This window comes from Gimesia chilikensis (genome assembly GCF_007744075.1).
GTDB classification, from domain to species: domain Bacteria; phylum Planctomycetota; class Planctomycetia; order Planctomycetales; family Planctomycetaceae; genus Gimesia; species Gimesia chilikensis_A.
Window position 1 is genome coordinate 2,433,708 of sequence record NZ_CP036266.1, and the last position, 26,357, is coordinate 2,460,064.

The following is a 26,357-nucleotide window of genomic DNA, read 5'->3' on the forward strand; positions in this document are numbered from 1 at the left end:
ACTCTCTCATTCATACTTCTCGTCCACAGCAAATACAATGCTTGAGTCGGATTTTTTATCTGCTTTTCCCTGTCACTCCTGTAAAACAGGCATTAGAACCTGAAGCCCCCGGGCATCTCTGTACAAAATTCAGTGTAATCTCAGCCGGGGGTTCGAAAAGATAAGCTGTAAGGGTTCTGATGATTACTAGAGCCATAGTAGTTGGATTGGTCCGGAATTCATTGGATTCATTCAGGTCGGTCGATCAGCAGAACCGAACAGAACTGGTGTATCGACAAATTACGGATAATCAGTCGATCCAACAATTCTGAAACGTTTACGGGTGTTGAAGTCGATCATGGTAAAACTAAAATATGACGGTTACAGATTTCAGGTAAAGACGTTCGGAATCGCCTTTCTGACAGGTTCACTACTTGTGACAGGCTGTTCTATGAACCGCTCCCTCACGCAAAAAGAGGCTGAGCCCAAAAAGCCACTCGTCGCCGCCCTTGAGAAAGCAGAGGCCAAAGCTCAGGACCGGGAGACGGATGAGCTGGACGCCCTGGAAGAGGAATTCGTTTCCACCGTCAGCCTTGATTCGACTGACGGCAGCTCTGAGAAATCGGAATCGATCAAACTCATTGACGCCGAAGAGCAGCTGTATCCGTCGCCGCTGGAACCCATCCAGGCACCCGCAGTGGGAGAACAGGCCGTGCTCGCGGGGGGCATGACTCTGGATCAACTTGAAGCGATCGCCCTGGAAAACAACCCGGCCATTCAGGAACTGGCAGCCACAACACAGAAAGCAGCCGGATTCCGGGAGCAGGTCACCACGCGTCCCAACCCGACCGTAGGCTACCAGGCGCAGCAGTTGGCCGACCGTGGAACGGACCAGCATCTGGCTTATGTCGAGCGGGAGTTCGTGACTGGGAACAAACTGGAATTGAATAACCGGGTGTTGAATGCCACCCTGGCTGCCCAGCTCCAGGAGCTCGAAGCCCAGCGGTTCCGCGTCCGGACCGATATTCAGATTCGCTTCTACCAGGCACTGGCCCTGCAGAGACAGCTGGACCTGATCCGCGAATTTTCAGAGGTCGCAGAAAAAGGGGTCGATTTCGCCCAGCAGCGGATGGAAGCCGGCGAGGGAACCCGCGTCGATATTCTGCAATCCAAGATTCTCTTGAACGAGGTTCAGCTGACACAGCGACAGACGCAGGCCAGACTGGCTGCCGTCTGGAGAGAAATCGCAGCATTGTCCGGGGTTCCCGAAATGGAATACTCACGCCTGGAAGGAACACTGCCGTCTGAATCGGGGATCGTCGACTGGGAAGGCCTGGCGTCAAACATCGTCACGTCCAGTCCGGAATACGCGGCAGCCCACGACCGGATTTCCCGCGCCTATGCAGCCCTCGAACGACAGGAAGTTCAGCCGATTCCCAACATGACCGCCCAACTGGGAGCCGGGGTCGACTATGGTACGAACTCGGGGATGCTCAACCTGCAGATTGGCGTTCCCCTGCCGATCAGTAATAAAAACCTGGGGAACATTGACGCCGCGAATGCAGAAATCTGTCGCGCCCAGATGGAGGCTCAGCGAATCAAGAACTCGATCGAAGAACGCCTGGCCGTCGTCTCCAAAGAGTACGATACCGCAACCGCCGCCATCGATCTGTATTCGAACGACATTCTGCCCAGTGCCAAAGAGTCACTGGACCTGGCGAATCAGGCTTACCAGGCGGGTGAGGTCGGCTTCGTGCAGATCCTGCTGGCCCGGAAAACCTTCTTTGATACGAACCTGAAGTACGTGGATGCACAGGCACAACTGGCCGGAGCCCAGTCCAAGATCGACGGCTTTGTACTGACCGGTGGTCTCAACAGCGTGCGGGATGACAGCGGCGACTCCAGCCTGCGGGATCAGACCTTCAGCCAGCAGTAATCCCTCTGGCTTCCCAGCCACGACTGATCGAAGTCAAATTGAATTACCACGCTTAGAGCGAACTGTAAACGCAGTTCGCTCTTTTTTTATTCGGTCAACACGTCTGCACCCTCAGACAGAATGTCGTACCGACTTGCGGACAGTTGCGCTCAGGATGTGTCGACTTCCGTTGGTCGCACAGCAACCAGAATGGTGTTGCAGACAACGATCAAGGCACAGGAATCGGTCAGCAATCATATTTGGTGCCCAACTCTCGCCTGAATTCAGACAAATTCTAAGGACCGGCTTGCAAGGCCATAGCGGGTTTCGCTTCCCAAATCGCTGAAAGAATGCTGCAGGTTCTTCGCCATCGGAATGGAAGTTGCGGCTTTAGCGGGCTGAGCGGGAGCCGATCAATTGATCTATCTCTCGGCAAAAAATCTCATCTCAAGCGTTCGAAACAGGATGATTGAAATGAGATCTTCAAATGGTCGAGAATAATCCACACTGCAGGATCTGGCTGACATTCTCCAGAAGACCTTAGATGAAGTGGGGGATACCGACAGAATACTGACGCAGATCGTGTCCGAAATTATCAATACCGCTGCCGCCCGGGTTTAAGCTGCCTCTCACAAAATCAGAGGCAGCGTTAGTTATTTGATCACACTCAAACTTACATTAAGGAGCCGATTCATGAAATATTTTCTCGTCTGCGCCGTCACCGCGGTGCTCCCCTTGGGGACCTCGTTACTGGCCGTGAACGATGATCACGACCATAAAGAACACAAGCTGACCCGCGCTGTCGCGGTGGTTCAACCTACTCAGAAATTTAAAACGGCGGGTGTGATTCATCTCGAACAGAAAGACGGCAAAGTCTCAATTACAGGGAAGGTGAAAGGCCTGACCCCCGGAAAGCATGGATTCCATATTCACCAGTATGGTGATCTGAGTGCCGACGATGGCAGTTCTGCCGGTGGGCATTACGCACCAAAGGGACACGAGCATGGAGGCCCGCATAAGGCTCAGCACCATGCTGGTGATCTGGGAAATATCGTCGCAGACGAGAATGGCGTCGCCATGATTGACAAGCAGTCGGACGATTTTGAGCTGTCAGATGTGGTCGGACGTGCCTTTGTAGTCCATGCCGGCACTGACGATCTGACCAGCCAGCCATCCGGTGATGCGGGTGCCCGTGCGGGTCTCGCAGTGATTGGGATCAGTAAGTAGCAGAATCTGATGCCCGCAAGGCGGGATGACTTGCACCAGCGAAGACGGAATTCTAAGTTGGGGGAATGTAAAGTGTTCCCCCAACTGTTTTTTTGAACGGTGTTCAATTCCACTCACGCCTGCTGCGAATGAAAGTCCTGCTGATGTCTCTGCTTCGCGTTCCTGCGCTCTTACTTCTGGTCTGTCTCACGTTGATCTCCGTTGTCAAAGCGGAACCGACTACTTCTGTCAACCAGTCGGCTATTGATGGCCTCAAGGCAGGTAAGACGGATATCGCGTATGCTGCCTGGTGGGGCTTCGATCCAGAAGATGCTACGGCGGCGCTACAGGCGGCGATTAATTCCGGTGCGAAAAAAGTCATCGTGGAAAAGATGTCGTCTCCCTGGATCGTCAAACCGCTGCACCTGGCCAGCAACCAGGAGATTGTGTTTCAGGAAGGTACTGTCCTCCTCGCGAAAAAAGGGGAGTTCAAACCCCGGACCGCTTCGTTGCTGAACGCTTCCCTCAAACAGAATATTCGTCTCACCGGTCCGGGAGCGATACTGCAGATGCGCCGTGCAGACTATGATGCAGCGCCTTATGAAAAAGCAGAGTGGCGGAACGGGATCAGTCTGCGGAGCTGCTCTGACGTCCAAATTACCGGGCTCACCATTAAAGAGACCGGCGGCGACGGCATCTACCTGGGCGTCGCGAAGCGGGGCGTGACCAATCAGAATATCACGATTCGAAACGTCGTCTTCGATCGAAACTATCGACAGGGCGTCAGCGTGATCAGTGCCGAAAATCTGCTCATTGAAGATTCCGTTTTCAAAGAGACCGCAGGGACGCCTCCCATGGCGGGCATCGATTTCGAGCCTAATCATCCCAGCGAATGCCTCATCAACTGTGTACTGCGGAACTGTAGCGCCGAAAACAATCAGGGGGGCGGGTTCCTGTTTTATCTGCCCAATCTGAACCGGGACTCGCAACCGATTTCGATCCGCCTGGAAAACTGCAAAAGCACAGGTACGAAACGCGCTCTTTCTCTGACGACCGGCAACAAATCGCCCGGCAGCGTCTCTGGTTCGATCGAGTTTGTGAACTGCACGTTCGCCAGTACCGAGCAGACCCCCGTCATCATTCAGGATAAACCCGCCGATACGTGTCCGGTTCTGTTTCAAGAGTGCACGATCAGCGGCCCGGACAATGAGGATGCAAAGATCCCCTCGATCCGGTTCGCAGCCCGACCGGGAGCCGTCGGGAAAATCGGGGGTGTCACCTTCCAGCAATGCGTTGTGAAGTCGCCGGTCGCGCGTCCGGTCATGACGTTTCACGATGCCTCCTATCTGTCTGCAGCTGCAAAGATCACAGGGACCCTCCGTGTGGAGCAGGGGAAACAGACGAAGGACATCACCCTCACACCGGGCCTGATTTCCAAATGGATGCCCGCCAGCCCCGCGGGCGATATCGCTCCGTACAAAACTGAGGTCTCACAGCTGCAACCCCTGGCTGCCAGTAAACCGTTCAAGCCAGGCAAACGCCGTTCCGTCCGTCAGCGTCAACGCGCGCGTTATCTGCTCTATGCGAAACAGGGGGACCAGGTTGCGGTGCAGTTGTCCTATCAGAAGCTCGGTCGCTACACCGGAGACAAGATGCCTGTCACGGTCATCGCTCCCTCAGGGAAGACCCTTCCCGTCGCGTCTGTCCCCTTCCAGGAGAGTGCTACTTGTGAATTCAAGGCACCTGAAACCGGCGTCTATCAACTCAACTGTGATCCGGGTCCCAATTATATGCGGGTGGATGCGTCTTCTCATCCGCTCTGCCTGGTCTCGGATGGTGCACCAGTTCGTTTGATGGCTTCGACCGGTGCCTACTATTTCTATGTCCCGGCAGGTGTAGAGAAATGGGCCGTGGGGGTCTTCGGCGAAGGGGCCGGGGAACGCGTGAGTGCGAAACTGTTCGACCCGTCCGGCAAGCAGGTCTGGTCTGAACAGAATGTGGCCCAACCGACTCTGTTTACCCGCACACAACGGCAGAACAGCCCGGGAGCGCTCTGGCGTCTGGTTCTGGAACGTCCCACGCAGGGTGGCTTTGAAGACCATTACGTGCAACTCGTCGGCATTCCAGCCGTACTGGCGCTCACTCCGGGGGAAATGCTGGTTCCCGCCAGTCCGAAAAAGAAATAACTGCGGGGTTCAATACAATTTTCCACCAGGGGGGACGTCGCGATCCGGTCGCAGTAATACGACATTCCCCTCTGCGTCGGGAACTCCCAGCGTGAGCACTTCAGATCGATGTTTACCAATCTGGCGTGGCGGCAGATTCACCACACACAGGACCTGTCGCCTCATCAGGTCCGCGTCGGCGTAGTTCGGGATGAGCCGGGCCAGTGATTTCCGGGTACCCAACTCATCCCCAAAATCGATCTGCAGAATATGGCTGGAATAACGGCCTCCCGGAAACGGCTCGATCTGTACAATCCGCCCCACACGAATTTCAACCTGTTCGAAGTCTTCAAGACTGATTTCATTCTCGTTCATCTGATGTTCCTTTGGTTCTATTGCTTTGATCGGTTCACTCTGTCTGTTTTCGACAATGGACCCCGGAAAAAGTTCACGGGAACTCCAGGATTGATTCATAGTCGAATCGGCGGTGGTTCCGAATATGCTTGATCCTGCCCGCAGGCCTGTCTAAACTGGAGACACGCGCTTAACTTTGAGAGTTCTCCCCATCCCGTCTGTCTCACCGTCAGTCGGGAGTCTGGAAATATCCCGCCTTCGATTTGGCTGTCTTCCACCAGTGGAACACGGTCAAATCCACAAAAACTCTATCAACGAAATGAAGCCGACCATGCACCTGTTGTTCCGAAGTCTTTGTGTCCTCCTCCTGTTTGCTCCCTGTTTCGTAGACCGTTCCAGTGCCGCAGGCGGAGCGTTTCCTGTCGAATCGAATCTCAAAGCGGGGGTTGCCAAGGTTGATATCACGCCCGCTGAAGTCAAAGATCTGGAGGTGGTGGGACATCGTCGCAAAGTCACCGGCGTCCGCGATCCTCTGCGGGCCGGGGTACTGATTCTGGATGACGGACAGACCAAAGTCGCCATCATCACGCTGGACCTCATCGGGGCCTATGAAGAGATCGTCAAACTCTCCCGGCAGGAGATCGAAAAAGCGACCGGCATCCCTGCAGCCAATATTATGGTGACCGCCTCTCACAATCACTCCGGCCCCGGCTTTAAAACCGAATCGGAGTGGGGCAAAACACTGATTAAAAAGCTCACCGCTGCCGCGAAGCAGGCGGCGGCTGACATGACCCCGGTGACCGTCGGATATGGAGTCGATGAAATCAGCTTTGGCATCAATCGCCGCAAGGTGATCAACGGCCGCGCTGTGGTACGCCTGAATGAAGACGGCCCCAATGATCCGCGGGTGAAGGTGCTCCGCTTTGATGATGGAAAATCACTGACTCCCAAAGCCGTTCTGATGCACGCGGTCTGCCATCCCTGTTTCTTCACCTGGGGCGACAAAGGATCGATGCCGTACCCGACCGGCTTTCCTAAAATGAGCGCTGACTTTCCGGGAGAGGCCCAGACCTTCGTCGAAATGTGTTACGGCAATCAGACGAGTTCACTCTTCCTGCAGGGGTGTGCGGGCGACATTCGTCCCAATCTGCCCGGGTATCCGTATCGCTGTGCCGATGAAGCCGACATCCAGTGGGCCGGCCGGGACCTGGGAAGCGCCGTGGTCCGCACGCTGTCCCGCAGTATGATCCGGGAAGAACTGGTAAAGCGTCCCAAGTTTTACCAGATTCGCGTCGCCAACACGGTCGTTTCGCTGCCCGGTAAAGAGGGACGCATCGACGCCGAACTGCAGGCCCTGAAAATCGGTCCCTACCTGCTGCTGACGATGCCCGGTGAACCGATGGTGGAATACGGGTTGAAACTGGAACGCGATATCGCCGATCGCGCGATTCCGATTATCGTCGGTTACGCCAACGGTTACATCGGTTACATCGCGACCGAAGACGCCTACCAGGTGGGCGGCTACGAACCCAATCGTTCCAGGCTGACCGCCGAAGCCGAAGCCATTATTCTTACCGAACTCAGCCTGCTGGCGGATCGGGTGATCGGCGATGTCTTCGAGTCGTTTTCCAAACATCCCAAGGATGTGCAGAAACGCGAAGCCTCCGAGAAAGCCCGGCTGAAACAGAAATAAACGTCAACCGGCTGGTTGAGCATTGTCTCGACACATTAGCGAAATCTTTCTGCGAGGGCAGGGCTGTCAGGCGCCTGCCCTCGTTTTATTGATGAGCAGAAAGATTGTTCCCGCCTCCGGAAGCTCAGTCTTCCAGTTTGAGAAAAGCGACGGCATTGTTGTTGTTCATGGGGATGATCAACTGCTTCTGTCTGGAATCGTAGCCCATCGAGGCGGCACTCGGAATGCCCGAAGCGATGACCTGGGCCGGTTTACCGGGGCTGATTTTTGAGACGCTGCCGAAACGGACACTGCTGACGTACTTGGTTCCGTCGGGCAGGATCACCAGGCCATCGTTGCCCCCTTCCGCGGCGTGCTCGGTGCGGAGCAGTTTGCCGTTATCCGGATTAAAAGTCATGACGTCATTGTTGCCTACATTGACCACGACCACATTTCCATCCGGATCGATGGCGACGCCGTTCGGAATCTTGAGCGGATCACCGTCTACGAAGATCGAAACGTCACCGTCTGCGGTGATTTTATAGACGCGGTTTTCCGGCTTCGAATTGGAAACAAAGATCGTCCCTGCTTTATTAACGGCAATGCCGTTCAGGAATGTGGAACCTTCCACAGGAAAGGCTTTCCCTGGTTTGCCGGTCGCGAGATCGAACGTGCGGACCACATCGATATCCGCGGTATACAGGGTTCCGTTGTGAATCGCACTTCCCAGTGGATGATTGAGCGTCAGGCCGTTGCGCGTTGCCCCAATCCATTTCGTGGTATGCACGGACCCGTCCGGATTCAACAGTGAAACATAACCATCATTTTTCGCCTGGTCCTGGGAAACCCCGGCATTCAACACGACGATCAGATTGCGGGTCGGGTCGTAGACGCAGCTCTCCGCAAAACGAAAACTGCCATACACCTTGACGTTGCTGGAGAGGGGAACGAACTCTCCGGCCTCATTGACGGCTCCCAGTGGTTTTCCTGCCTCAAACAATTTTCCGGCAGGTTTCTGAGCGTAGGCTATGTTGCTCAGCATTAACGTCGCCCCGAGGGTCAGAATTAAGAACGCTTTCATCTAAAGACTCTCCTGTTGTAAATGGGTAGTGGATCAGCTGAATTCGATAGATCAACAAGGTACCCGAATTCCCCTGTACAGGAAAGCGATCGCCGGTTTCCGGCTCTGTGGTTCAAAGCGCGCGAAATCGTCACAACCGACCAAACCTACTCTTCAGCTGAGGTGGTATCCTTGGTTTCGCTGGTCTCCGCCTCAGGCGTTTTGCGGACCAGTTCAGCCAGCCACAGGTCGCTGGCCCCATAACCACCGGGGCGGCCGGCAACAAACAGAAAGCTTCTGCCATCCCGTAATAACCGGGGACGTCCCGAGGGATTAGGATCGTTTTTAAAAGCGAGAACCGGCTCTGACCAGGCCGAATTCCAGTCGGGACGAGTTGAGTAGTGCAGCTTACCCAAGGCTTCATCCGGATCCGTTTCCAGAGCCTCTTTCTGATGAAAGAGATAAAACCGGCCATCATCGCTCAGGGAACCAACATTACCAATCCTTTGGTCAACGGGCAGTGTTTCCTCTGATCGTTCCCCAAAGAGGCTGTCTAAGGCGTCACGCCGCCAGATCATCAGGCTGCTTTCCCGACCAGGGAATTGATTCTCTGCAGTTACTATGCGGGGACGGAATGCGGTCAAACCGTCAGGGGTGAGCCGGTAATCGCGTCTGTGGCCGACGGCGATGGGGTCAGGGATCGCTTCCTGCCAGGGATCATTCAAACTCTTGCGTGTCGTAAGAAAATATTGTGAATTTTTGTGTTTGAATGAAAGACTCAGTCCGTCTGCTGAAATCTGAGGTAATGTGTTATACCCCTCAAGATTGGCTTCGGGGGGGAGAATTTCAGGATTAGACCAGGGAGCATCGAGTGAGGTGCGTGTCGCGATCCATAAATGACTGGGACTTTTCTGGTTTGATTTATCACGGCAGGTAGTAAATACGAGGGTGAGGCCATCGGCCGTGATGTCTCCACCGAACTCAAATTCATTCGAGTTAATCAGGGGGCCCAGATTTTTGGTCACCTGCCATTCCCATTCTCCCGAGGCCAGCAGGTCAGCCAGTGATGTCTGCGGAGTGACTGGTTGATCTGGAATTTGTTCCTTTTCAGCTGGCGCTGTGACGAGAGCAGGAACGGGTTCAGTGACCTCAAATGAATTTTCGCCGGCAGGCAGGGCGCCGATCTGATCAGACTCGCGTGGCCAGAGGAAGGCTGTGATGCCCACCAGCACAATCGCACACGCCGCTGCCAGCAGATAACGTTTCTGAGCAGAACTGGTGGAGTTGGCATATTGAATCGTCCCCGGATCACTGATGGTCGGTCCGGGATCAGACGGGGTATCAATCGTCTGTCGGGAAGGTTGAGGCACTTCTTTAACCGGCGGCGGAATGTGACAGTCTTCCAGGGCGACAATCAGCTCCCGGGCAGTCTGATAGCGGTCTTCTGGTTTCTTGGCGACCATTTTTTCAAAGACGGCTGCGACGGAATCGGGGACATCCGGGCGTTGTTTCTGTAACGGGGGAATGTCGCCCTCCCGGTGTTGGACGAAGACTTTGAAGATCGTGTTTCCGGTGTAGGGGGCTTCACCGGTCAGCAGGAAATAGAGCGTGCAGCCCAGACTGTAGATGTCGGATCGGAAGTCAACCAGATGCGCATCCAGCGACTGCTCGGGAGCCATGAACGACGCCGTCCCCAGAATCGCCCCGGCTGCCGTCAGTTCTGACTGACTGACGAACGGGCGGCCACTCTCATCATCGGTGGTTTCGGAGCCGGCAGGCGAATGTCGCAGTGAGTCGTCAATGTGTGCCAGTCCCAGGTCGAGAATTTTGACTGTTCCCTGATCATCCAGCAGCAGGTTGCCAGGTTTGATGTCCCGATGTACGATGCCACGTTCGTGCGCGTGTTGCAGTCCGATCGCGGTCTGGCGAATACAATCGACGGCCTGGTTCAGGGAAAGCGGACCGGAAGTACGCACGATCCGGCTGAGGTTGTCGCCACGCACATACTCCATCACCAGAAAATGGACCCCCCGGGCCTCGTCGGCATCATAGGCCCGGACGATATTTGGATGTTCGAGCGTTGCAGCAACACGGACTTCCCGTTTGAAACGTCGCACCTGATCTTCCGAAGCCAGCATCTGCTGTGACATCATCTTCAGAGCTACAATCCGGTGCATCGTGCGGTGCAGGGCTTTGAAGACCATGCCCATCCCGCCGACGTCGATCAGATCGAGGATCAGGTATTTGTCGATTAACAGCTCAGGCTCACCTTTAAGCAGGGCGGACGCCTGGTACGAGGTCAGCTTACCGTTGGTGACGAGTTGCGAAGCCAGCTGCCGTGCATCGGGGGGAGTCGTTCCAGTCGAAACCGAATCGCTGACCGACGCGAATTCGTCCGGCGAGAGTACGCCAACTGCGGACAGCTTCGAAAGAAAGTCATCGCAGTCGATATCTTCCTCTAGTTCGTCTGTTTCTTGAGTCGCAGCCGGTTCCGCTTCCTCATCCAGGTGAGGAATATCAGCCACGACCTCATCCAGCTTCTGTTCCAGCAAATCAACAGAGGGATCGGCGTGATTCAACAGCGACCTGACTTCGGTGAGCAGTGCTTCATCAGAACCACATTTCTGAACCAGCCAGGCGCCTCGTTGTTCCTCGTCCACTTCCAAAGCCGCCAGGAACGTCTGCTGGACTTTCTCCGCGTGTGAATTACTCATCTGCAGAATCACTTTCTGTGCCGGGACCGAGCTCGCGATACAACCAGGCTTTCGCATACTTCCAGTCGTTGTTGACTGTCCGCAATGAGACATCCAGCTGTTCGGCGATCTCCTCGCCCGTCAAACCACCAAAAAATTTCAGTTCCACAATCCTGGCTGCCCGGGGTAACTCGCTGGCGAGCGTCTCCAGGGCGTCATTCAATTCCAGGATGTCTAACTGATTGGCGTCATCGGCGACAGAAATGTGCAACGGAATTCCTCGACCGTCATTTCCTCCCCGTTTGAGTCGTTTTCGCTGCCGGGCGTAATCGACGAGCAGGCGACGAATAATGGTCGCGCCGGCGGCCAGCATCAGGGATCGATCTGCGGGATCCAGATTCTGCTGTTCCTGCAGTTTAAGGTACGCGTCGTTGACGAGCAGCGTGGGTTGCAGGGAATGTCCTGCACTTTCGCGACTTAAAGCCCGTTCAGCCAGACCATGTAGCTGGTCGTAAATCGATTGATCCCAGCTATTTGTGGTTCCGTCTGGCGGTACGGTCATCGGTGTGGCCTGCTGCTCTCGAATGAATCGGATGGGGAGAATTCTGTTCCTCGATAACAGAAATTCACTATCTGATTGATGAGACCCATTATAAGGGGGCTTCAAGCGGACGCAATGCCCCGGATTTCGTTTCTACCAGCGGCGGAACGAGAAAAAAATCCGATTTCGAAAAAGGTTTTTATTCGGATTGCACACATTTCCGCAGTCTGTCGCCAAGCTTATCACGAGGGGAACACAACCAGTCACAGACACCTTCAGGGGAAATCAACATGGCGATTTACGATTCCACAGACCACAAACTGGGCGATTACCTGCTGGGAAGAGCAACCGGATACTACGACAACACCTACAGTTCGCTGGGGGCAGAACATTACCGCCATGAACAGAAGCAGCGAGACGAGGCTCTGAGCATGACCTATCGGCCCTCACGGAGTGGGCCAGGCATTTTTGATGACGCTTTCGCCGAAGCAGGCGACTTCGGTTCCGAATGGGCCGAGACCATCATCGAGTATATAAGCGGCGCTTTCACCTGGGTTCCTGCCTGGACGGGAACGGTTCTCAAGCTGATCTGCGTCTTCCTGTTCCTGGTGGCAGGTGTGCAATACGAATTCACGGGCTGGGGACTGTTACTGGTCGCCGGTAGCGGATGGTTCGCACCGCGGATTACGGCAGGTCTGCTTAAAATGACCCTGAGTCTGAGTCTGTCGCTGGTTTATCTGGCTTTCATTCTGCTGGTCGCAGCACTGGTGCTCGGACTGACAGGCGGAGCCTTCTATCTGCTGGGCGTACTATTTGCGTAACAATTTTACGGGAAGACACCACTTTGAATCACAGCGGTACTTCCCCCTCAACGGAGAAAGCAGACTTCCAATGACCACTCTTCTTCAAAAACAACGCAGGGTACAACGTATGGCCAAAATCGAACAAAACAAGTCTGACACACATACCCTGGTTAGTGGAACCGAGAATACAACCACGGAGCAGAGAGGCTACTGGAGTTCGACAAAAGCGTCTCTTTTGAGTCGGTGGACCCGATTTCGAATTCAGCGATTTGCTTTGCCCGCAACGTGGGCTGCATTGGGAGCACATGTTTATCAGAACGGAACGCTGCGTAATCTCTATCGGGATCAGTTTGCACAGCTGGATGGAATGCATTCTCAGCAGGAAGTCTTGAATTTGAGTTTTAAGGCTGCTGACGGACAGGCTTCGCTGCTGGAAAAAGTCCGTTTGGCAGTCACATCACTTCCGCAACGGATCCGCATCAAACTGCTGCAGCGTAAAATCTCGCGTGCATTCAGTCAGCTGGGACGTCTGGCTTATTTCGAGCACCGTAAAACAGCCGGTCCGAAAGAACTCATCCTGCCGATCGTGCAGCTGCGAAAACGCTTGAAGCTGATCGAACAGGAGATCGAATCTAAGTCTCAGCTTCGCGCCGGGAAGTGGCTGACTCCGCAGCGAGTTCTCATGTCAGCGATTGTATTGCTGCTCTTGTGTGGCGCGGGGATGCTGATGATTCCGGATTCCACACCGGGAGGTGGTGGCGGGATAGTCGTCGTCCTGCCCGGCGGTGAACCGGCGCCGGTGCCGCTACCTGAGGAAGAAATTACGGAGGAAGAGCAGAATCAATTTGCATTCAACCGCATCGGTAAGGGCATGCAGCAGGATCTGCAGCAACTTCAGGCAAATGCCCCCGCAGGAAAAATGAATCAGACGAAACTGCAGGTCCTGCGCAGACAATTCTGGCAGGGATTTCCACAGACTCAGGAGAATGAAAGCCTGAAGCAGCAATATGCAGAAGCTTTGCTGCAAAAAGATCTTCAATTGATCTATGGAGGAATTACAACCGGTTCTACAGGGTTTTTGTCCCAGGTCTATCGAGTTTCTCTGGATGGGGGAGTGGCTCCCATTGCCAGACCCCTGTTTGATCGCTGGATGAAAGAAATTCGAAAGCAGCTGGGTATCCGTGAAGTGGGAAAACTCCAGCAGCTGGAAAATCTGAAAGTCTTTAATCGTACCAGACTGGCGGAAGCGATTCGCGCAACTGCGCCTCTGGCAGAACAATATGTACTGCTGCGAGACTGGAGTGAATACCATTCAGCCGGTCATCAGCAGGATTTCTATCGCAGCCCGCAAGCCTACCTGGCTTTTCTGTACCAGACCGATGATGAAATTCGCAGTCAGCAACAGGCGATTCTCTGGTACAGGCAACTGACCAGGGTGGTGGGCGAAGATGAACTGCTGGCGATTGCAGACAAACAGCGCTTGCAGTCTAAGATGGATACCGGACAGATCATCGGCAGCAAGATGAAACCGATGTACGATCTGTTTGAGAGACTGGCAGAAGCCAGTGAGGGAGGATTTATTCTCAACGAGTTTCGTATGCTGTCACGCTCGGATGACAGGTGGGCGGAAGCCTTTGATGAATACCAGGCAATGCTGGCGTTGCTCGACGCGCGGAAAGTGCTGGCTGCGGCTGCAAAATCGCGTCAGATTCCCGGTGCGAGTCTGGCGGATTTCCTGATTGAGCTGCAACAGGAAAGCGATCGCACCTGTTTTTTGACTCTGGCAGCCCGTCAAAATGGAGTTCAGTGGAAAGCAGCGGGTAAACAGTATACAGCGTTGTGTGAAATCTATGGTGAGCAGGCTGTCCATCGTGCCGCGCATCAGGTGCGGACAGCAAAACGGTGGCCGTGTAAAGCGGATCCACGGGGCAACGTCTTTATCGAAGTCCCTCCCACATTGAGCGACGCAAAGCGTTTTCAAAAGATCGGTTTCGTCACTCGAAATGAAGCACTTTTCGAATTGCTGGTTCGGGAACCACGCAAGCCGAAACCTGAGAAAGTCAGCCCGCGCAAGGTTGTCGCAACATTTTCCAGCGCAAACCAGATTTCAACGAGTCAGATTCCTGCTGAATATTCTGATGGACGTCTCTCTGTCGCTTCAGGACGTCTGGCTGTGAGCGTGAATGGGGAACGATCGGCGAATATTCTGGGGGGCCTGTTTGGACCCGCGCCGACACAGAGTTATATTTTGCTCTATGAGCCGACCGACACAGACAAACCATTGAAAATTCAGGGAGGTGAAGGAGCGTATGGGTATGCGTTGGACCTGTCAGACCGGTATATCGCTGTGGGAAATCGAACAGCCTGGCTCAGTAATCCACGCACAGGGAAAGGCCCGAGATTGAACGCGGGGGAGGCGTATCTCTACGATCGTCAGAGCGGCAAACTGATTACCAATGTGCGTCCACCACGCGACAGTCCGATGCGGGGACTTCAGTTTGGAACCGCAGTTGCCCTGGCGGGAGAATTCCTGGCGGTCGGAGCCACTGGACGCAGGGGACACTCTGAAGATGAAGGGGAGGTCGATATCTTCGATATTGCAACCGGGAAGTTTGTGTATCGGATTATGCTTTCGAGCCAGGACCGTGATCACGGAAGATTGGGGGCCAACATCGCTTCCGATGGAAAAAATCTGATCGTCACAGCACCGGGAAATGACAAGGAGAGCCGGAAGAACCCCGGCGTCTTTGTCCATCATGCAGGTACGGGGAGATTGCTTTCCCGCCTGGAACGACCTGCAGGCGATAGCCGACCTTACGATTTTGGGATCTCGGTCGCCATTTCCGGCAGCCAGGCGATCGTTGGTTATCCTTCCCACCGCGATGGTGGTGCTGTGCTGGTCTACGAGGCGGAGTCCGGGAAACTGCTTTCGATCTTAAAGGTACCTGGTTCCGATGTGAACGATGACGAATGGGGGGCAGGGAAGCTGGTGAGTCTCATTACGGATAAAACAGGGCGGACATTCTCTCTGGGCAGGTCCGTGGCGATGTCAGATCATCTGATTGCTGCAGCTTCCTATCGAGGCGTCCATCTGTTTGATGCGAGCTCATCGAAGTATCTGTACTCGCTACTCCTCAATGAAGAACTGAAAGCGTCTGCGGAACGTCGCGAAATTCATCGCATCGGATTTGACGGCACGACCCTGGTGGTTTCGACTCACAATGGCTCCCAACAAAACTGGACGCATCATCGCATCGACCTGAGTCAGTTCAATTGAGAGTGGTGGGCTCAATCAATTCTGTTCCAGGATACATGGATTCTCCGGGAAAATTGCCTGATTCGAGTCAGGTTCCAGGCATCAGGGCTCAACGGCTGTCAGGGGTGGACAGAGCCTCAGCGGCCTGATAAAAATAAAGCTTTAAGACTGCATGCGAAACAATGATCTTCACTGATCTTTCTATTGAATGACATTGTTGCAGCAGGCTCATTCCTGAGATGAAATCCCACCCGTTTATTGCAATCCGGACCTGAATTGATGGAGCAAAAAGAACTGGCGCTGCCATCAACTGAAGATCAACGACTGACCCTGGTCGGTCGCGGGTTACTGGCACTTTCGCTGTTGAGCTGGTGCCTGCTGATGTATCCCCTGTTGTCAGGCGGACCACTGGTTCTGGATGAGCACTGTTCTTACTGGATTATCGATTCCGATCTGCCCGGCACATCGCTGATGCGGAGTCTGGACTACGCCGCCATTCCGCCCCTGTCCAGCTGGATTCAGATCGGGTTTCTCAAGGTCCTGGGAAAATCGGAGCTGGCGTTTCGACTCTCCTCGGCTCTGTGTGCCCTGGGCGCGATCTGGATTACGTGGCTGGCGGGGAAGGAAATGCGGTCTCCGCTGACAGGAGGTCTGGCTGCGTTAATGGTCGCCTGGCATCCGGAAGCGATGGATGAAGTCCGCATTGCCCGCTGTTACGGACTCGTGCTCATGCTGGGAGCAGTCGTGATCTGGGCTACGATCCGCTGGCAACGCCAGCCCCGTTCGCTGGGAGCGGCACTGTTCTGGAGCTTCTCCTCCATCGCCTTACTCTGGACTCATTACACTTCGGCACTGCTGGTCATTCTCTCGGGGCTCGCGGTCGCAGTCAGCTGCTGGTGGCAACGCGATCTCAATCGCACCACCCTGGGCCGACTTGTACTCGCAGCTGGCCTGGTGATTCTGCTCGGTCTCCCCCTGATCCCGACCCTGCTGCGGCTCAAACTGTGGGGCCCGATTCTGAACTTCAGCGGCAGTGATACCTCGATCTGGAACCTGATCGGCCCGTTCTGGTGGATCGGGCTGCCGGTCGGTGGTCTCCTACTACTGATGGCACTCAAGCGTCGTTCTGCGCAGCCCGTTTCCAGCTCAGAACTCTGGATTACAGCGACCTGCTCATTGCTTCCGTTACTGATCCTGGCGGTACTTTCCTCGGGAGAGATGTCGAGTCTGGCCAATCCCCGTTATCGCGTCGCTTATGCACCCGCGGGGGCCTGTTTTATTGCACTGCTGCTGACTCAGACGCGGCACTGGGTGACCTCCGTGGGGGCAACGGTGGTCGTACTTAGCGCAGCCTGGTTCCTGTCTCCCCTGGGGCCCTGGGATATGGGGCGGCTCGGCTCCCCGACCGAACACGAATGGCGGGAACTGAATGCCTTCATTGCTGAGAACTCAAAACCAGGCGAACCCCTGCTGGTCCAGAGTGGATTGACCGAAAGTTACCTGGTTCCTGCGTTGACAGAGGATCGGGTATTTCTGGAATACGTGGCCTGCCGGGTGAGTCGGTTCTATGTGGAGGACCCCCATCCCCGTTACGCGTTGCCATATATCTGGAATCCGCAGTCAGGAGTGATTGCCTTCTTTCAGAATCTACTCGACAGTTGGAAAACCGATCCGGGATCGTTCTGGGTTGCCGCTGCCACCGATACCGACCTGAACCAGAATTCGCTCAACCAGATCCGCGCGATTGCCCGGGAGACCGGCTATGTGGAAACAGAGCAGAAGACCTGGCACAGCGCGACGCTGATTCATTTTCAACAGCCAGCGAATATCGGTAAGTGAACCGTCGTGCGAATCGTCAAACCCGGTTTCTGCGGATGGTGAGCAGCCAGTAGAAGGTAGCCGTCAGCATAAACAGGGCACTGGAACTGCAGACGCCGGCCCAGCCGAATTCGGTCCAGCTCCAGACGCCAACTGCGGCACCGAGTGCACCGCCCGCGAAGTAGATCACGATATAAATCGTCCCCAGGCGGTTACGGGCTTCGGGAGAGAGACTGTAAACCCGCGACTGATTACCCACATGCACGGCCTGGATTCCCAGGTCCATCAGAACCACGCCGATTCCCAGCCCGAGCAGTGTTTCTCCCTGAAAGTAGAGTATTCCAAAGGAGAACAGCGTAAACAGCTGGAACAAGCCGATGATGGGACGCGCGCCGAAACGGTCGCTCAAACGTCCGACACCACCCGCGGCAAGTGCACCACCGATGGCCAACAGTCCCAGCATCCCCGCGACGTCGCTGCCATAATTCAAGGGCGGACGCTCCAGGTGAAAGACGAGCGTCATCCAGAATGCACTGAATGCAGCAAAGCTCAAGCTTCCGAACACACACGATTCCCTGAGGACTTTCTCTGATGTGAACAGCTTCCACATCGAAGTCAGCAAAGGAATGTATCCCATACGAATCTGTGGTTTCGTGCTGGGCAACGCATACCAGAGCAGGGCCAGCAGGCAGGTCAACATGCAGGCCGCGATGTAATAAATCGATTGCCAGTCAATCAGCCGCCCCAGAACTCCACTGATCGTCCGCGAAAGCAACAGCCCCGTCAGCAGGCCCCCTACGACAGTGCCCACGACGCGTCCGCGTTCAGCGGGAGTGGCCAGGCTGGCCGCGAGGGAAATCGTCATATGCGTGCCGGTCGTCGACAACCCCAGAGCCAGGCAGGCGAAGGAGAGCCAGCCAAGACTGTCAGCCGAGGCAACCAGTAATAAAGCACAGATGGAGAGCAGCACCGAGATCAGAATCAGGGGCCGTCGATTAAAGATATCCCCCAGGGGCAGAATCAGCAGCATCCCACATGACTGGCCAATCAGGCTGAGTGTCGCTGCACTTCCGACAGCACTCTCCGACAATCCCAGGTCGATCGCAATCAGTCCCAGCAGGGGCTGCATGTAATACAGGTTGCCGACCACCATTCCCACGGTTGTCGCCAGCAGTAAAGTCAGGCCTTTACTCAAATGAGTTGATTCGGATGAATGTTCTGTCTCTGGTGCTTCCGAAGCTGACGGAGCTTCGGTGGGGGAAAGGGTCGTCATTTCTCTCGTGGATCTATTTGCAACGCTGCGAGGCAGCGAAAGGGGACTGATTTCGTACGTGTCTCTCAATTGAGGGTCATTACCGGGAAGACACGGGCGAGCGCGTCAGGTTCAGCAGTAGGAGGTGTTGCCCTGCATTTGTCTCTCACGTTAGTGCGAAGAAAAAGCGGCCAGGTTTCGCACAGAACAGGACTACTAGTACATTCCAGCACTGAGTTCTCATTTTAGGAACGGAGCTGTTCCTGGAACAGTGACTCTTTCAAAACTCGTTAGCCAACAATGAAGTCTGTCGGGCTCCAGGCTGGCTCACCAACGCAGTTTCGGCTCTGAACAGCTTCGATTTATCATTTCGGGTGCCTCAGGAAGGGGGCGATGAGAGCCTCTCATTTAGACAGTTGTTGATGTGAAGTAGTTGTTTTGTGTGCGCTTGTTTGTATCGTTGATGTTCACTTAATAGTTGATTGATAAGATATCTTAGTTCTTTTGTACATTGGACTTGTGGGATGATTAATTTTATACAATCAGGTGAAAATAGAGGGTTTTTTTGTAGAAATGAAAAGTTGGTTTGGGTAGATAGGTATAAATGTGATGATTGTGCTGAATGGATCGAATGAGTGTAAATTGAGTTAATGAATAAAAGAGAGTCATGCGTTGAGTAGGTGAAATAAAGAGTGAGAGCATCCATTCAGCCTGCCCGGTCTGTCGAAATCAGGTAGTCACATCATCGATTTCGTCCCTAATGTTAAGCTGAAAAATTTACTTCTGAGGAGTAACCAGGATGCTGCTTACGAACTGGCTTGCTAACGTCACCTCCCGTCTCCGAAAACGCCCCGTCTTCCGCTCTCGCGATCGTCGAGCCATTCGCCAACGCTGGCAGACCGCCACACAGAACCAGATCACGACAGCTGAAGTTTTGGAAGATCGGACGTTGCTGACGACCTTCTTTGTCGATGATGACTTCACCTCCGGATCAGATTTCAGCGGGACCGACACCGACCCCGGCACAGGCGGGGATCAGAACGCGGTGTGGAATGTGACAGCATTTGCGACGATTCAGGCTGCCATCAATGCGGCTGCTGCCACCGGTGATACCATTCAAGTCGCCGCGGGTACCTATAGCGGGCTGATCTCATTGAACAAGTCGGTCGATTTGCTCGGAGCTAATGCAGGTATTGACCCGAATACCATGGCCCGCGGAGCCGAAAGTATCATCGACCATGATGGTTTTTATGCGATTCAGCCGACTGCGGATGATGCCACAATCGACGGTTTTTCCTTCGAAGGAAACGGCGGACGTGTGATCGATAGCTACGCAGGTGCGGATAACCTGACCATTGCCAACAACATTTTCAACAACACAAATATTCCGGGGGGGCAAGGTGGCATCCAGTTGCAATCCGGTTCGTTTGATGATTTGACAGTCGAACAAAACCTCTTCCAGTTCACGGGAGACGGTGATGCGCTGCTGGTCGGCGGAGGCGGTTCTTTCGAGAGAATGCACATTGTCGGAAACCACTTCGCTGGAACGACGGGGGGAATCTTCCAAAACGGCGGCACGATCAATGACGCGGTCGTCGAACAGAACGAGTTTACAGGCGGCGTCGGGATGAATATGGGCGATGCTGGAAATATTCAGATTCGAGAAAACACTTTCGATGGGACTTTCTACACTGGTTTTCAGGTTGGAACAATTGATGGTGAAATCGTCGGCAACACATTCCAGAACATCGAAGCCTACCCTGGATTCTTTGGGCAGGCATTCGAGCTCTGGGGAGGACAGTACGGCACGACAGTTTCACAGAACGTGACAATCGAGAATAACGTGATCCACTACAACGATGTCGCCGGAGCTGCCGAGCCGACTCACGGGATCCGATTGCGTACCCCCGATGCAGGATCGGGGATCGATGCATCCACAATTCACATCAACAACAACGCATTTATAGATGGCGGCGTTCGCGGCGATGCCAAAGCAATTCGACATTTCGGTGACCAGACAACCGCAGTCGATGCATCGGAAAACTGGTGGGGAACCACCAGCGAAAGTAGTATTGAAGCGTTAATGGAAGACGCAGATGGCGGCACACCAGTCATGGTCGACTTCACTTCGTTCTTGAATGACGGTGCAGACACAAACGTGGGGCTGGCAGGTTTTCAGGGTGATTATTCTGTACTGAATGTAACCGCTTTGGGAGCTCAAACGGGGGCACCCGAACGAATCAATGAGGCCATACAGGCCGTAAACAGCGGAGGAACCGTCTACGTTAATTCTGGGATTTATAACGAGAGTGTGGTAGTAGATCGTGGAATCACTCTCGGTGGAACCCCCGACATTCAGGGAACTGTCAAAGTAACAGATAATGCTTCGCTTGCCCCCGGCTTCAGTGCCGGAATCATGCAGACTCAGGATCTCATCCTGGGAGGGGCTTTCGAACTGGATTCCATTAACCTGGGCAGCTTTACGCAACTTGACGTGGGCCCGGGGGAAGACCTGCGATATGTTGAATCCGTTCAGGGACAGAACATTCTGTTCTGGAGGAACTCATCCGGCGATCTGAGTCGGGCCACCTATACCTGGGATGGCACTAATCTGGTATTAGGAGCAATTACAACCGCGACGGGACTGACGTCAGGCGATCATGCCAGCATTTTGAATGTGGGTGGAGGCGTACTGGAGGGGTATTTCCACTCCGGAGCCGGTCCCAGCACAGCAGGGCAGTACCATGCAATCAGTAATGACGGCGGACAGACCTGGATTAATGAAACCTTCATCAGCTATCCCTTCCCGACAGCAGGATTATCTGATTCTGGTACGACCGGCGGCGGGGGAATCATTGAGGTGAATGGTGAACGCCGAATCTATGCCCAAAATAATTTTGGTGATATTGTCATGTGGACCGGTCCCGCCGGGGCAAACGGTCCCCTGACTAATGCCGGTGTCGTGATTGATGGTTCGACCGGCAACTTCCAGAATCAGTCTCCCAGTGGTGATGCGATTCTGCTGCCTTCGGGAGAAACTCTGTACCTGTATGTTGACGGGGAAGGTTCGGAAAGCTCACTCGGTGCCATCGGCGCGCTGATTCTGGATCAAACCGGTCTCGGGATTACCAGCCAGATTGATAACTTTATTTCCGTTACCGACATCGCGCTCAGTGGCGCAGGGCTCACCAGGCTGGATGAAATGACAATTGGTGATCTGCAACTCAGCGGTAATACCCTGACTGGCGTCCTGATGATTGCGGGTGACAGCGTCACTAATGGAAACAACGAAGATCTGTTCTATGCCCCCATCACCATTAACCTGGCTCCTGCTGCTCCGGCTGTACCCGCCGGTCTGGACATTGAAATTGACGGGAACGCAGCAGGCACAGGCTATGATCAGATCGATGTGACTGGGACTGTTTCTATAGGAGACGGCGTCAGTTTGAATCTGATCGATGGCTACGATCCCCTGGAAGGAGATCAGTTTGTCATTATCAACAATGATGGCACGGACCCGGTAAATGGTACATTCGTCGGACTGCCCGAAGGGCACGAATTTGTAGACTTTCTGGGGGTTGTCGGACAGAATGCCTACCTGACTTATGCGGGGGGAGACGGTAATGATGTCGTGATTGTGGTTGAAGATTCGACCCCTGAAGTCACTGTTCCCGTGAATGGCACATCAGATGATTATACGCTGGAAGTCATCGGTTCGAATCTGGTTTTGAGTGACAGTGTCTCTGGAAACGTGATTTCGGTCCTGCCGGTGAATTCTCTGGAGGGACCCCTGGTGATCAATGGCGAAGATAACCAGGATGACACATTGACTATTGATCTGACCAATATCGATCATACTACGGATATTCAGATTCAGTTTGAGGGAGGTGCTGGTGGAAACGATACTCTGCGCATCGATCGTACCGGGGGCATCAACTCAGTCGAGCATGTCTTTGTAAGTTCCAGTGATGGAAGTATTTTCCTGGATGGGGAAGCAACGGCAACAATTACCTATACCGGTCTGGAACCAGTTATTGATAATCTGGTGGCCAATGACAGGATCTTCAGTTTTACTGGTGCCGCTGAGACAATCACCTTGTCTGACGACATTAATCCTGCAGATAATGTATCCCAGATTGACTCCGATCTCTTCGGCGAAGTAGTAACCTTCCTGAATCCCACCAATAACATCATCATCAACACGGAAGTCAGCGGCGGTTCGGGCGCTGATACAGTCGACATTGATGGTATCGACGCCAACTTCGATGCCAATGTCACGGTTAATGCCGGTACCGACGATACAATCAACACCGGCACCGTTGACATCGCATCCGGTGCGCTGGATCTGACGGCCGGTCAGGTGAATGTGAATGGTGCCTTCACGACTACAGGGACTGTGGATATTCTGGCGACTGCTGCCGATATTACATTTGACGCAGCCGGCTCAATTGACGCCGGTACCAGTGAAATCGACTTAACTGCCTTTTTCAATGTGGAATCGTTAATTGTGACCACAGACAGCGAGGTGCGGGTCACTGCTTCCGGTGGTGGCATTAATGACTTTACTGGAAATGCCCTGATCACGGCTGATCGGGTCGCATTAGTTGCTGGTGGAGCTGGTGGCATCACTGGAATTGAGACTAACGTTAATACATTGGCTGCCAGCGCGGCAGGTGGAGCCTTTACTATCGACAACGTGGGTGATCTGGTAATTGGGAGTGTCAATGGCCTGGATGGAATCACGGCCAACAGCAGTAACATTTTTGTGACTACCACCGGTGCATTGACTATCAATCAGGCTGTTTCCGCAGATACGGTTGGTTACCTGAGAGCCATCGATGCCGCTGGTACAGGACAGGACTTAAATATCAATGCAGGGGTCACCAGTACGAGTGGCAACCTTAATTTACAAGCCGGAGATAATTTGAATCTGGCAACCGGAATCACTTTGGATTCCGCGGCAGCTTTGATACTCAATATTGATAGTCCCTTTGGTGGTACTCCAGATGCGACGGGTGGTGTGGCCAACCTGAATGGAATTCTAATTGCGGGAACAGATATCACCGTGAATGGTGGGACTGAGGGAGACCAGGTCATTATTGACGGCAATGGTGGTGCTCTCAATGATGGGGGGACTGTAGACGGTATCTCGGGCCTGTTTACATTCTACGGTAATGCGGGTGCGGATGAACTGATCGTCGATGATTCCGGCGATAACACCGGCGATAATATTCTCATCCAGAATACAGGGGTAGGAGTTGGTTCGGTGATCGGTGCCGGTGCAGTTTCTCTCAGTTATGATGCCCTGGAAGATCTGACCGTCTATTCCGGAACTGACGCCGATGACATCACAGTCAATCCGAATGTACTGACGACGATTGACATTGTAGGCGGCAATCCAGCCGCTCCTGCTTTCCCTGGCGATTCACTGACCTACCTGACTCCTCCGGGCGAATCTTCCACCTTCACACCAGACGGCCTGGATGGGGGGACTATCTCCGCGACCGGCCCATTCCAGGATGTGACCTTTGATGAAATCGAAGGTCTGACCTTTGGCGGCAGCATTGTCGTTGATGGTACTGCCGGCGATGATACGCTGACGATTACCGCTCTGACTGCCAACTCGGGGACGTACCAGATCAACGGCGGGCCGATCATCAATTTCAATGCCAATACGGATTTCACCTTCAACGGTCTGGCCGGCGATGACACCTTGATCATCAATAATCCTGCTGGTGGCCTGTTTGATCCCGTGAATGGAATCAACTTCAACGGTGGAACCGGCGGCGAAACGCTCGGCGACACACTGCAGATTCTGGGTGGTACCGCCGCGATCGTCGAACATCAGTTTGTAGATAACAACAATGGTTCGGTCTTTTACAATGGCGAAGGGACCGCCACGATTACCTACACCGGCCTGGAACCGATTGATGATACCATCACCGCCACCGATCGTATCTTTACCTTCACAGGTGCCGCTGAGACGATCACGCTCTCAGATGACGGTGGTCCCGGGGATGGGCTTTCACTGATTGATTCTGACCTGGGTGAATCAGTCAACTTCATACATCCCATCGCGACGCTGACGATCAACACTGAGCTGTCCGGCGGCAGTGGTGCTGATATTATCAATATCGATCCCCTGGACTCGACTTTCACAGCCAATCTGACGGTCAACGCCGGCACTGATGATATCATCAACACGGGAACGGTTGATATCGGGGCGGGCGCCCTGGACCTGACTTCCGGTCAGGTCTTCGTGAATGGCGCGTTTACCACCACGGGCAGTGTAGATGTTGACTCGACTTTTGGTGATATTACCTTTGCTGCAGCTGGTTCGATTGATGCCGGTGCCAGCGAGATCGATTTAACGGCCTTCTTCAATGTGGAATCCTTGAATGTGACCACAACCAGTGAAGTCCGTGTGACGGCTACCGGCGGTGGTATCAATGACCTGACAGGGAATGCTCTGATCACCGCTGATCGGGCGGCGTTGCGTGTCGGTGGTCCCGGCGGTATTACCGGAATCGACACCAACGTCAATACTCTGGCAACCAGCGTGGCCAGTGGCGCGTTTACGATCGACAATACAGGAAATCTGGAAATTGGCACGGTTGATGGTCTGTCTGGGATCACTGCTGCAGCCAGTCAAATCTTCCTGACGACAACTGGCACGCTGCTGGTCAGTGACACAGTTACCGGGGGAGCCGTCGATCTGAGGTCGAACGGTACGATGACGATTTCCGATAATGTCAGTGCTTCTACCGGAACGTTGAAGCTGCAAAACAACGCGAATGACTTTATATTGAACAATCTCGCACAAATTTCCAACTCCGGTGCATTTTTGATCGACATCTTTTCTGTCGGTACTGTGGATCTGGCAGACGGATCGGAAATTACCAGCAGCGGTACTGGTCTGATCGACATTTTTGCGGTCAATAATATCAATCTTTCAAATGTCAATACCGGCGGCGAAGTGCAGCTCTTTACTACTTTAGGCAGTATCACCGATAATACGGCCGGTGAAGCGGCTTTGATCGATGCGGATACTGTTTCTCTGCAAGCCCATTTCGGCATCGGCGCCGCGGGCGCCGCGGATATCGATCTGGCCATCAATACCATGGCTGCCAACGAGCATAATGGCGATATCTTCATCCAGGAACCTTCTGCAGCCACCATTGGTACGGTAAACGGGCTCGATGGTATTACTGCTGCCGGCAACATTTCTCTGTCCATTGGCGGCACACTCAATATCAACCAGAAGATCGAAGCTACCGGTGCGGCGTCTATTATTCAGGCAAACGTCCAAGGGGATATCAACGTCAATAGCACCGTGCAGACCAACGGTGGTGGGATCAACCTTTACGCTGACGATAATCTGGCACTGGGAGCGACTTCTCTCGTGGATACCACCACGGCTGAATTAGTAAGACTCTTCGCTGATTTCAACAATGACAGCAGTGGTGGGTTCACGCAGGATGAAGGCAGCCTGGTCAATGCAAGAGGCGGTGATCTGGTTGCACGGGCTTATGGAGACGTCGAGATTGCCGATCTGCAGAGTGCAGGCGGTCGAGTCGTGGTGATTAGTGTTGGAGGCGGTGTTGTGGATAATACCACCAGCCCGAGTGAAGCACCATTGATTA

General features: G+C 53.9%; 13 protein-coding genes. 8 read left to right on the top strand and 5 right to left on the bottom strand.

Annotation, left to right across the window (positions count from 1 at the left end; all coding sequences use genetic code 11):
- Positions 1-430 precede the first annotated feature (430 nt).
- The 3 genes from HG66A1_RS09300 (at position 431) to HG66A1_RS09310 (ending at position 5,286) form a co-directional block, all read left to right on the top strand.
- On the top strand, positions 431-1,915 hold the full coding sequence (locus tag HG66A1_RS09300; RefSeq protein ID WP_232106786.1) for a TolC family protein: 1,485 nt from the start codon (positions 431-433) through the stop codon (positions 1,913-1,915).
- 672 nt (positions 1,916-2,587) lie between these two features.
- Positions 2,588-3,121 (top strand): superoxide dismutase family protein, encoded by a 534-nt coding sequence (locus HG66A1_RS09305; protein WP_145182508.1) that lies wholly within the window; start codon positions 2,588-2,590, stop codon positions 3,119-3,121.
- A gap of 143 nt (positions 3,122-3,264) precedes the next feature.
- Positions 3,265-5,286, top strand: a complete 2,022-nt coding sequence (locus HG66A1_RS09310; RefSeq protein WP_197997061.1) for a right-handed parallel beta-helix repeat-containing protein — start codon at positions 3,265-3,267, stop codon at positions 5,284-5,286.
- Positions 5,287-5,295: 9 nt separating this feature from the next.
- On the opposite strand, the gene HG66A1_RS09315 is transcribed toward HG66A1_RS09310, so the two are convergent.
- A complete protein-coding gene (locus HG66A1_RS09315) occupies positions 5,296-5,640 on the bottom strand; it encodes a tRNA-binding protein (protein ID WP_145182514.1) in 345 nt (114 codons plus the stop codon).
- 310 nt (positions 5,641-5,950) lie between these two features.
- On the opposite strand from HG66A1_RS09315, the gene HG66A1_RS09320 reads away from it, so the two are divergent.
- Entirely contained in the window at positions 5,951-7,312 is a 1,362-nt protein-coding gene (locus HG66A1_RS09320) for a hypothetical protein (RefSeq protein ID WP_145182517.1), read from the top strand.
- Between the two features lie 124 nt (positions 7,313-7,436).
- On the opposite strand, the gene HG66A1_RS09325 is transcribed toward HG66A1_RS09320, so the two are convergent.
- From HG66A1_RS09325 to HG66A1_RS09335, 3 genes are all read right to left on the bottom strand, one after another.
- Positions 7,437-8,372 carry an SMP-30/gluconolactonase/LRE family protein gene (locus tag HG66A1_RS09325; RefSeq protein ID WP_145182520.1) on the bottom strand — a complete coding sequence of 312 codons (936 nt, stop codon included), beginning with the start codon at positions 8,370-8,372 and terminating at the stop codon, positions 7,437-7,439.
- A 146-nt stretch (positions 8,373-8,518) separates the two neighbouring features.
- Positions 8,519-11,065 carry a serine/threonine protein kinase gene (locus tag HG66A1_RS09330; protein ID WP_145182523.1) on the bottom strand — a complete coding sequence of 849 codons (2,547 nt, stop codon included), beginning with the start codon at positions 11,063-11,065 and terminating at the stop codon, positions 8,519-8,521.
- Positions 11,058-11,606, bottom strand: a complete 549-nt coding sequence (locus tag HG66A1_RS09335) for an ECF-type sigma factor (protein ID WP_145182526.1) — start codon at positions 11,604-11,606, stop codon at positions 11,058-11,060. The genes HG66A1_RS09330 and HG66A1_RS09335 overlap by 8 nt, the downstream gene beginning before the upstream one ends.
- Positions 11,607-11,875: 269 nt before the next feature.
- Here HG66A1_RS09335 and HG66A1_RS09340 point away from each other — a divergent pair, with 269 nt between their 5' ends.
- The 3 genes from HG66A1_RS09340 (at position 11,876) to HG66A1_RS09350 (ending at position 17,483) form a co-directional block, all read left to right on the top strand.
- Positions 11,876-12,406, top strand: coding sequence for a hypothetical protein (locus tag HG66A1_RS09340; protein ID WP_145182529.1), 531 nt, complete (start codon positions 11,876-11,878; stop codon positions 12,404-12,406).
- A 109-nt stretch (positions 12,407-12,515) separates the two neighbouring features.
- The gene (locus tag HG66A1_RS09345; RefSeq protein WP_145182532.1) at positions 12,516-15,665 is read left to right on the top strand and encodes a WD40 repeat domain-containing protein; all 3,150 of its coding nucleotides are present in this window, start codon (positions 12,516-12,518) and stop codon (positions 15,663-15,665) included.
- A gap of 258 nt (positions 15,666-15,923) precedes the next feature.
- A complete protein-coding gene (locus HG66A1_RS09350; protein WP_145182535.1) occupies positions 15,924-17,483 on the top strand; it encodes an ArnT family glycosyltransferase in 1,560 nt (519 codons plus the stop codon).
- Between the two features lie 16 nt (positions 17,484-17,499).
- Here HG66A1_RS09350 and HG66A1_RS09355 read toward each other — a convergent pair whose 3' ends face one another.
- Positions 17,500-18,735 carry an MFS transporter gene (locus tag HG66A1_RS09355; RefSeq protein WP_145182538.1) on the bottom strand — a complete coding sequence of 412 codons (1,236 nt, stop codon included), beginning with the start codon at positions 18,733-18,735 and terminating at the stop codon, positions 17,500-17,502.
- A gap of 778 nt (positions 18,736-19,513) precedes the next feature.
- Here HG66A1_RS09355 and HG66A1_RS31910 point away from each other — a divergent pair.
- A partial coding sequence (locus HG66A1_RS31910; RefSeq protein ID WP_197997062.1) for a hypothetical protein occupies positions 19,514-26,357 on the top strand: 6,844 nt, incomplete at its 3' end.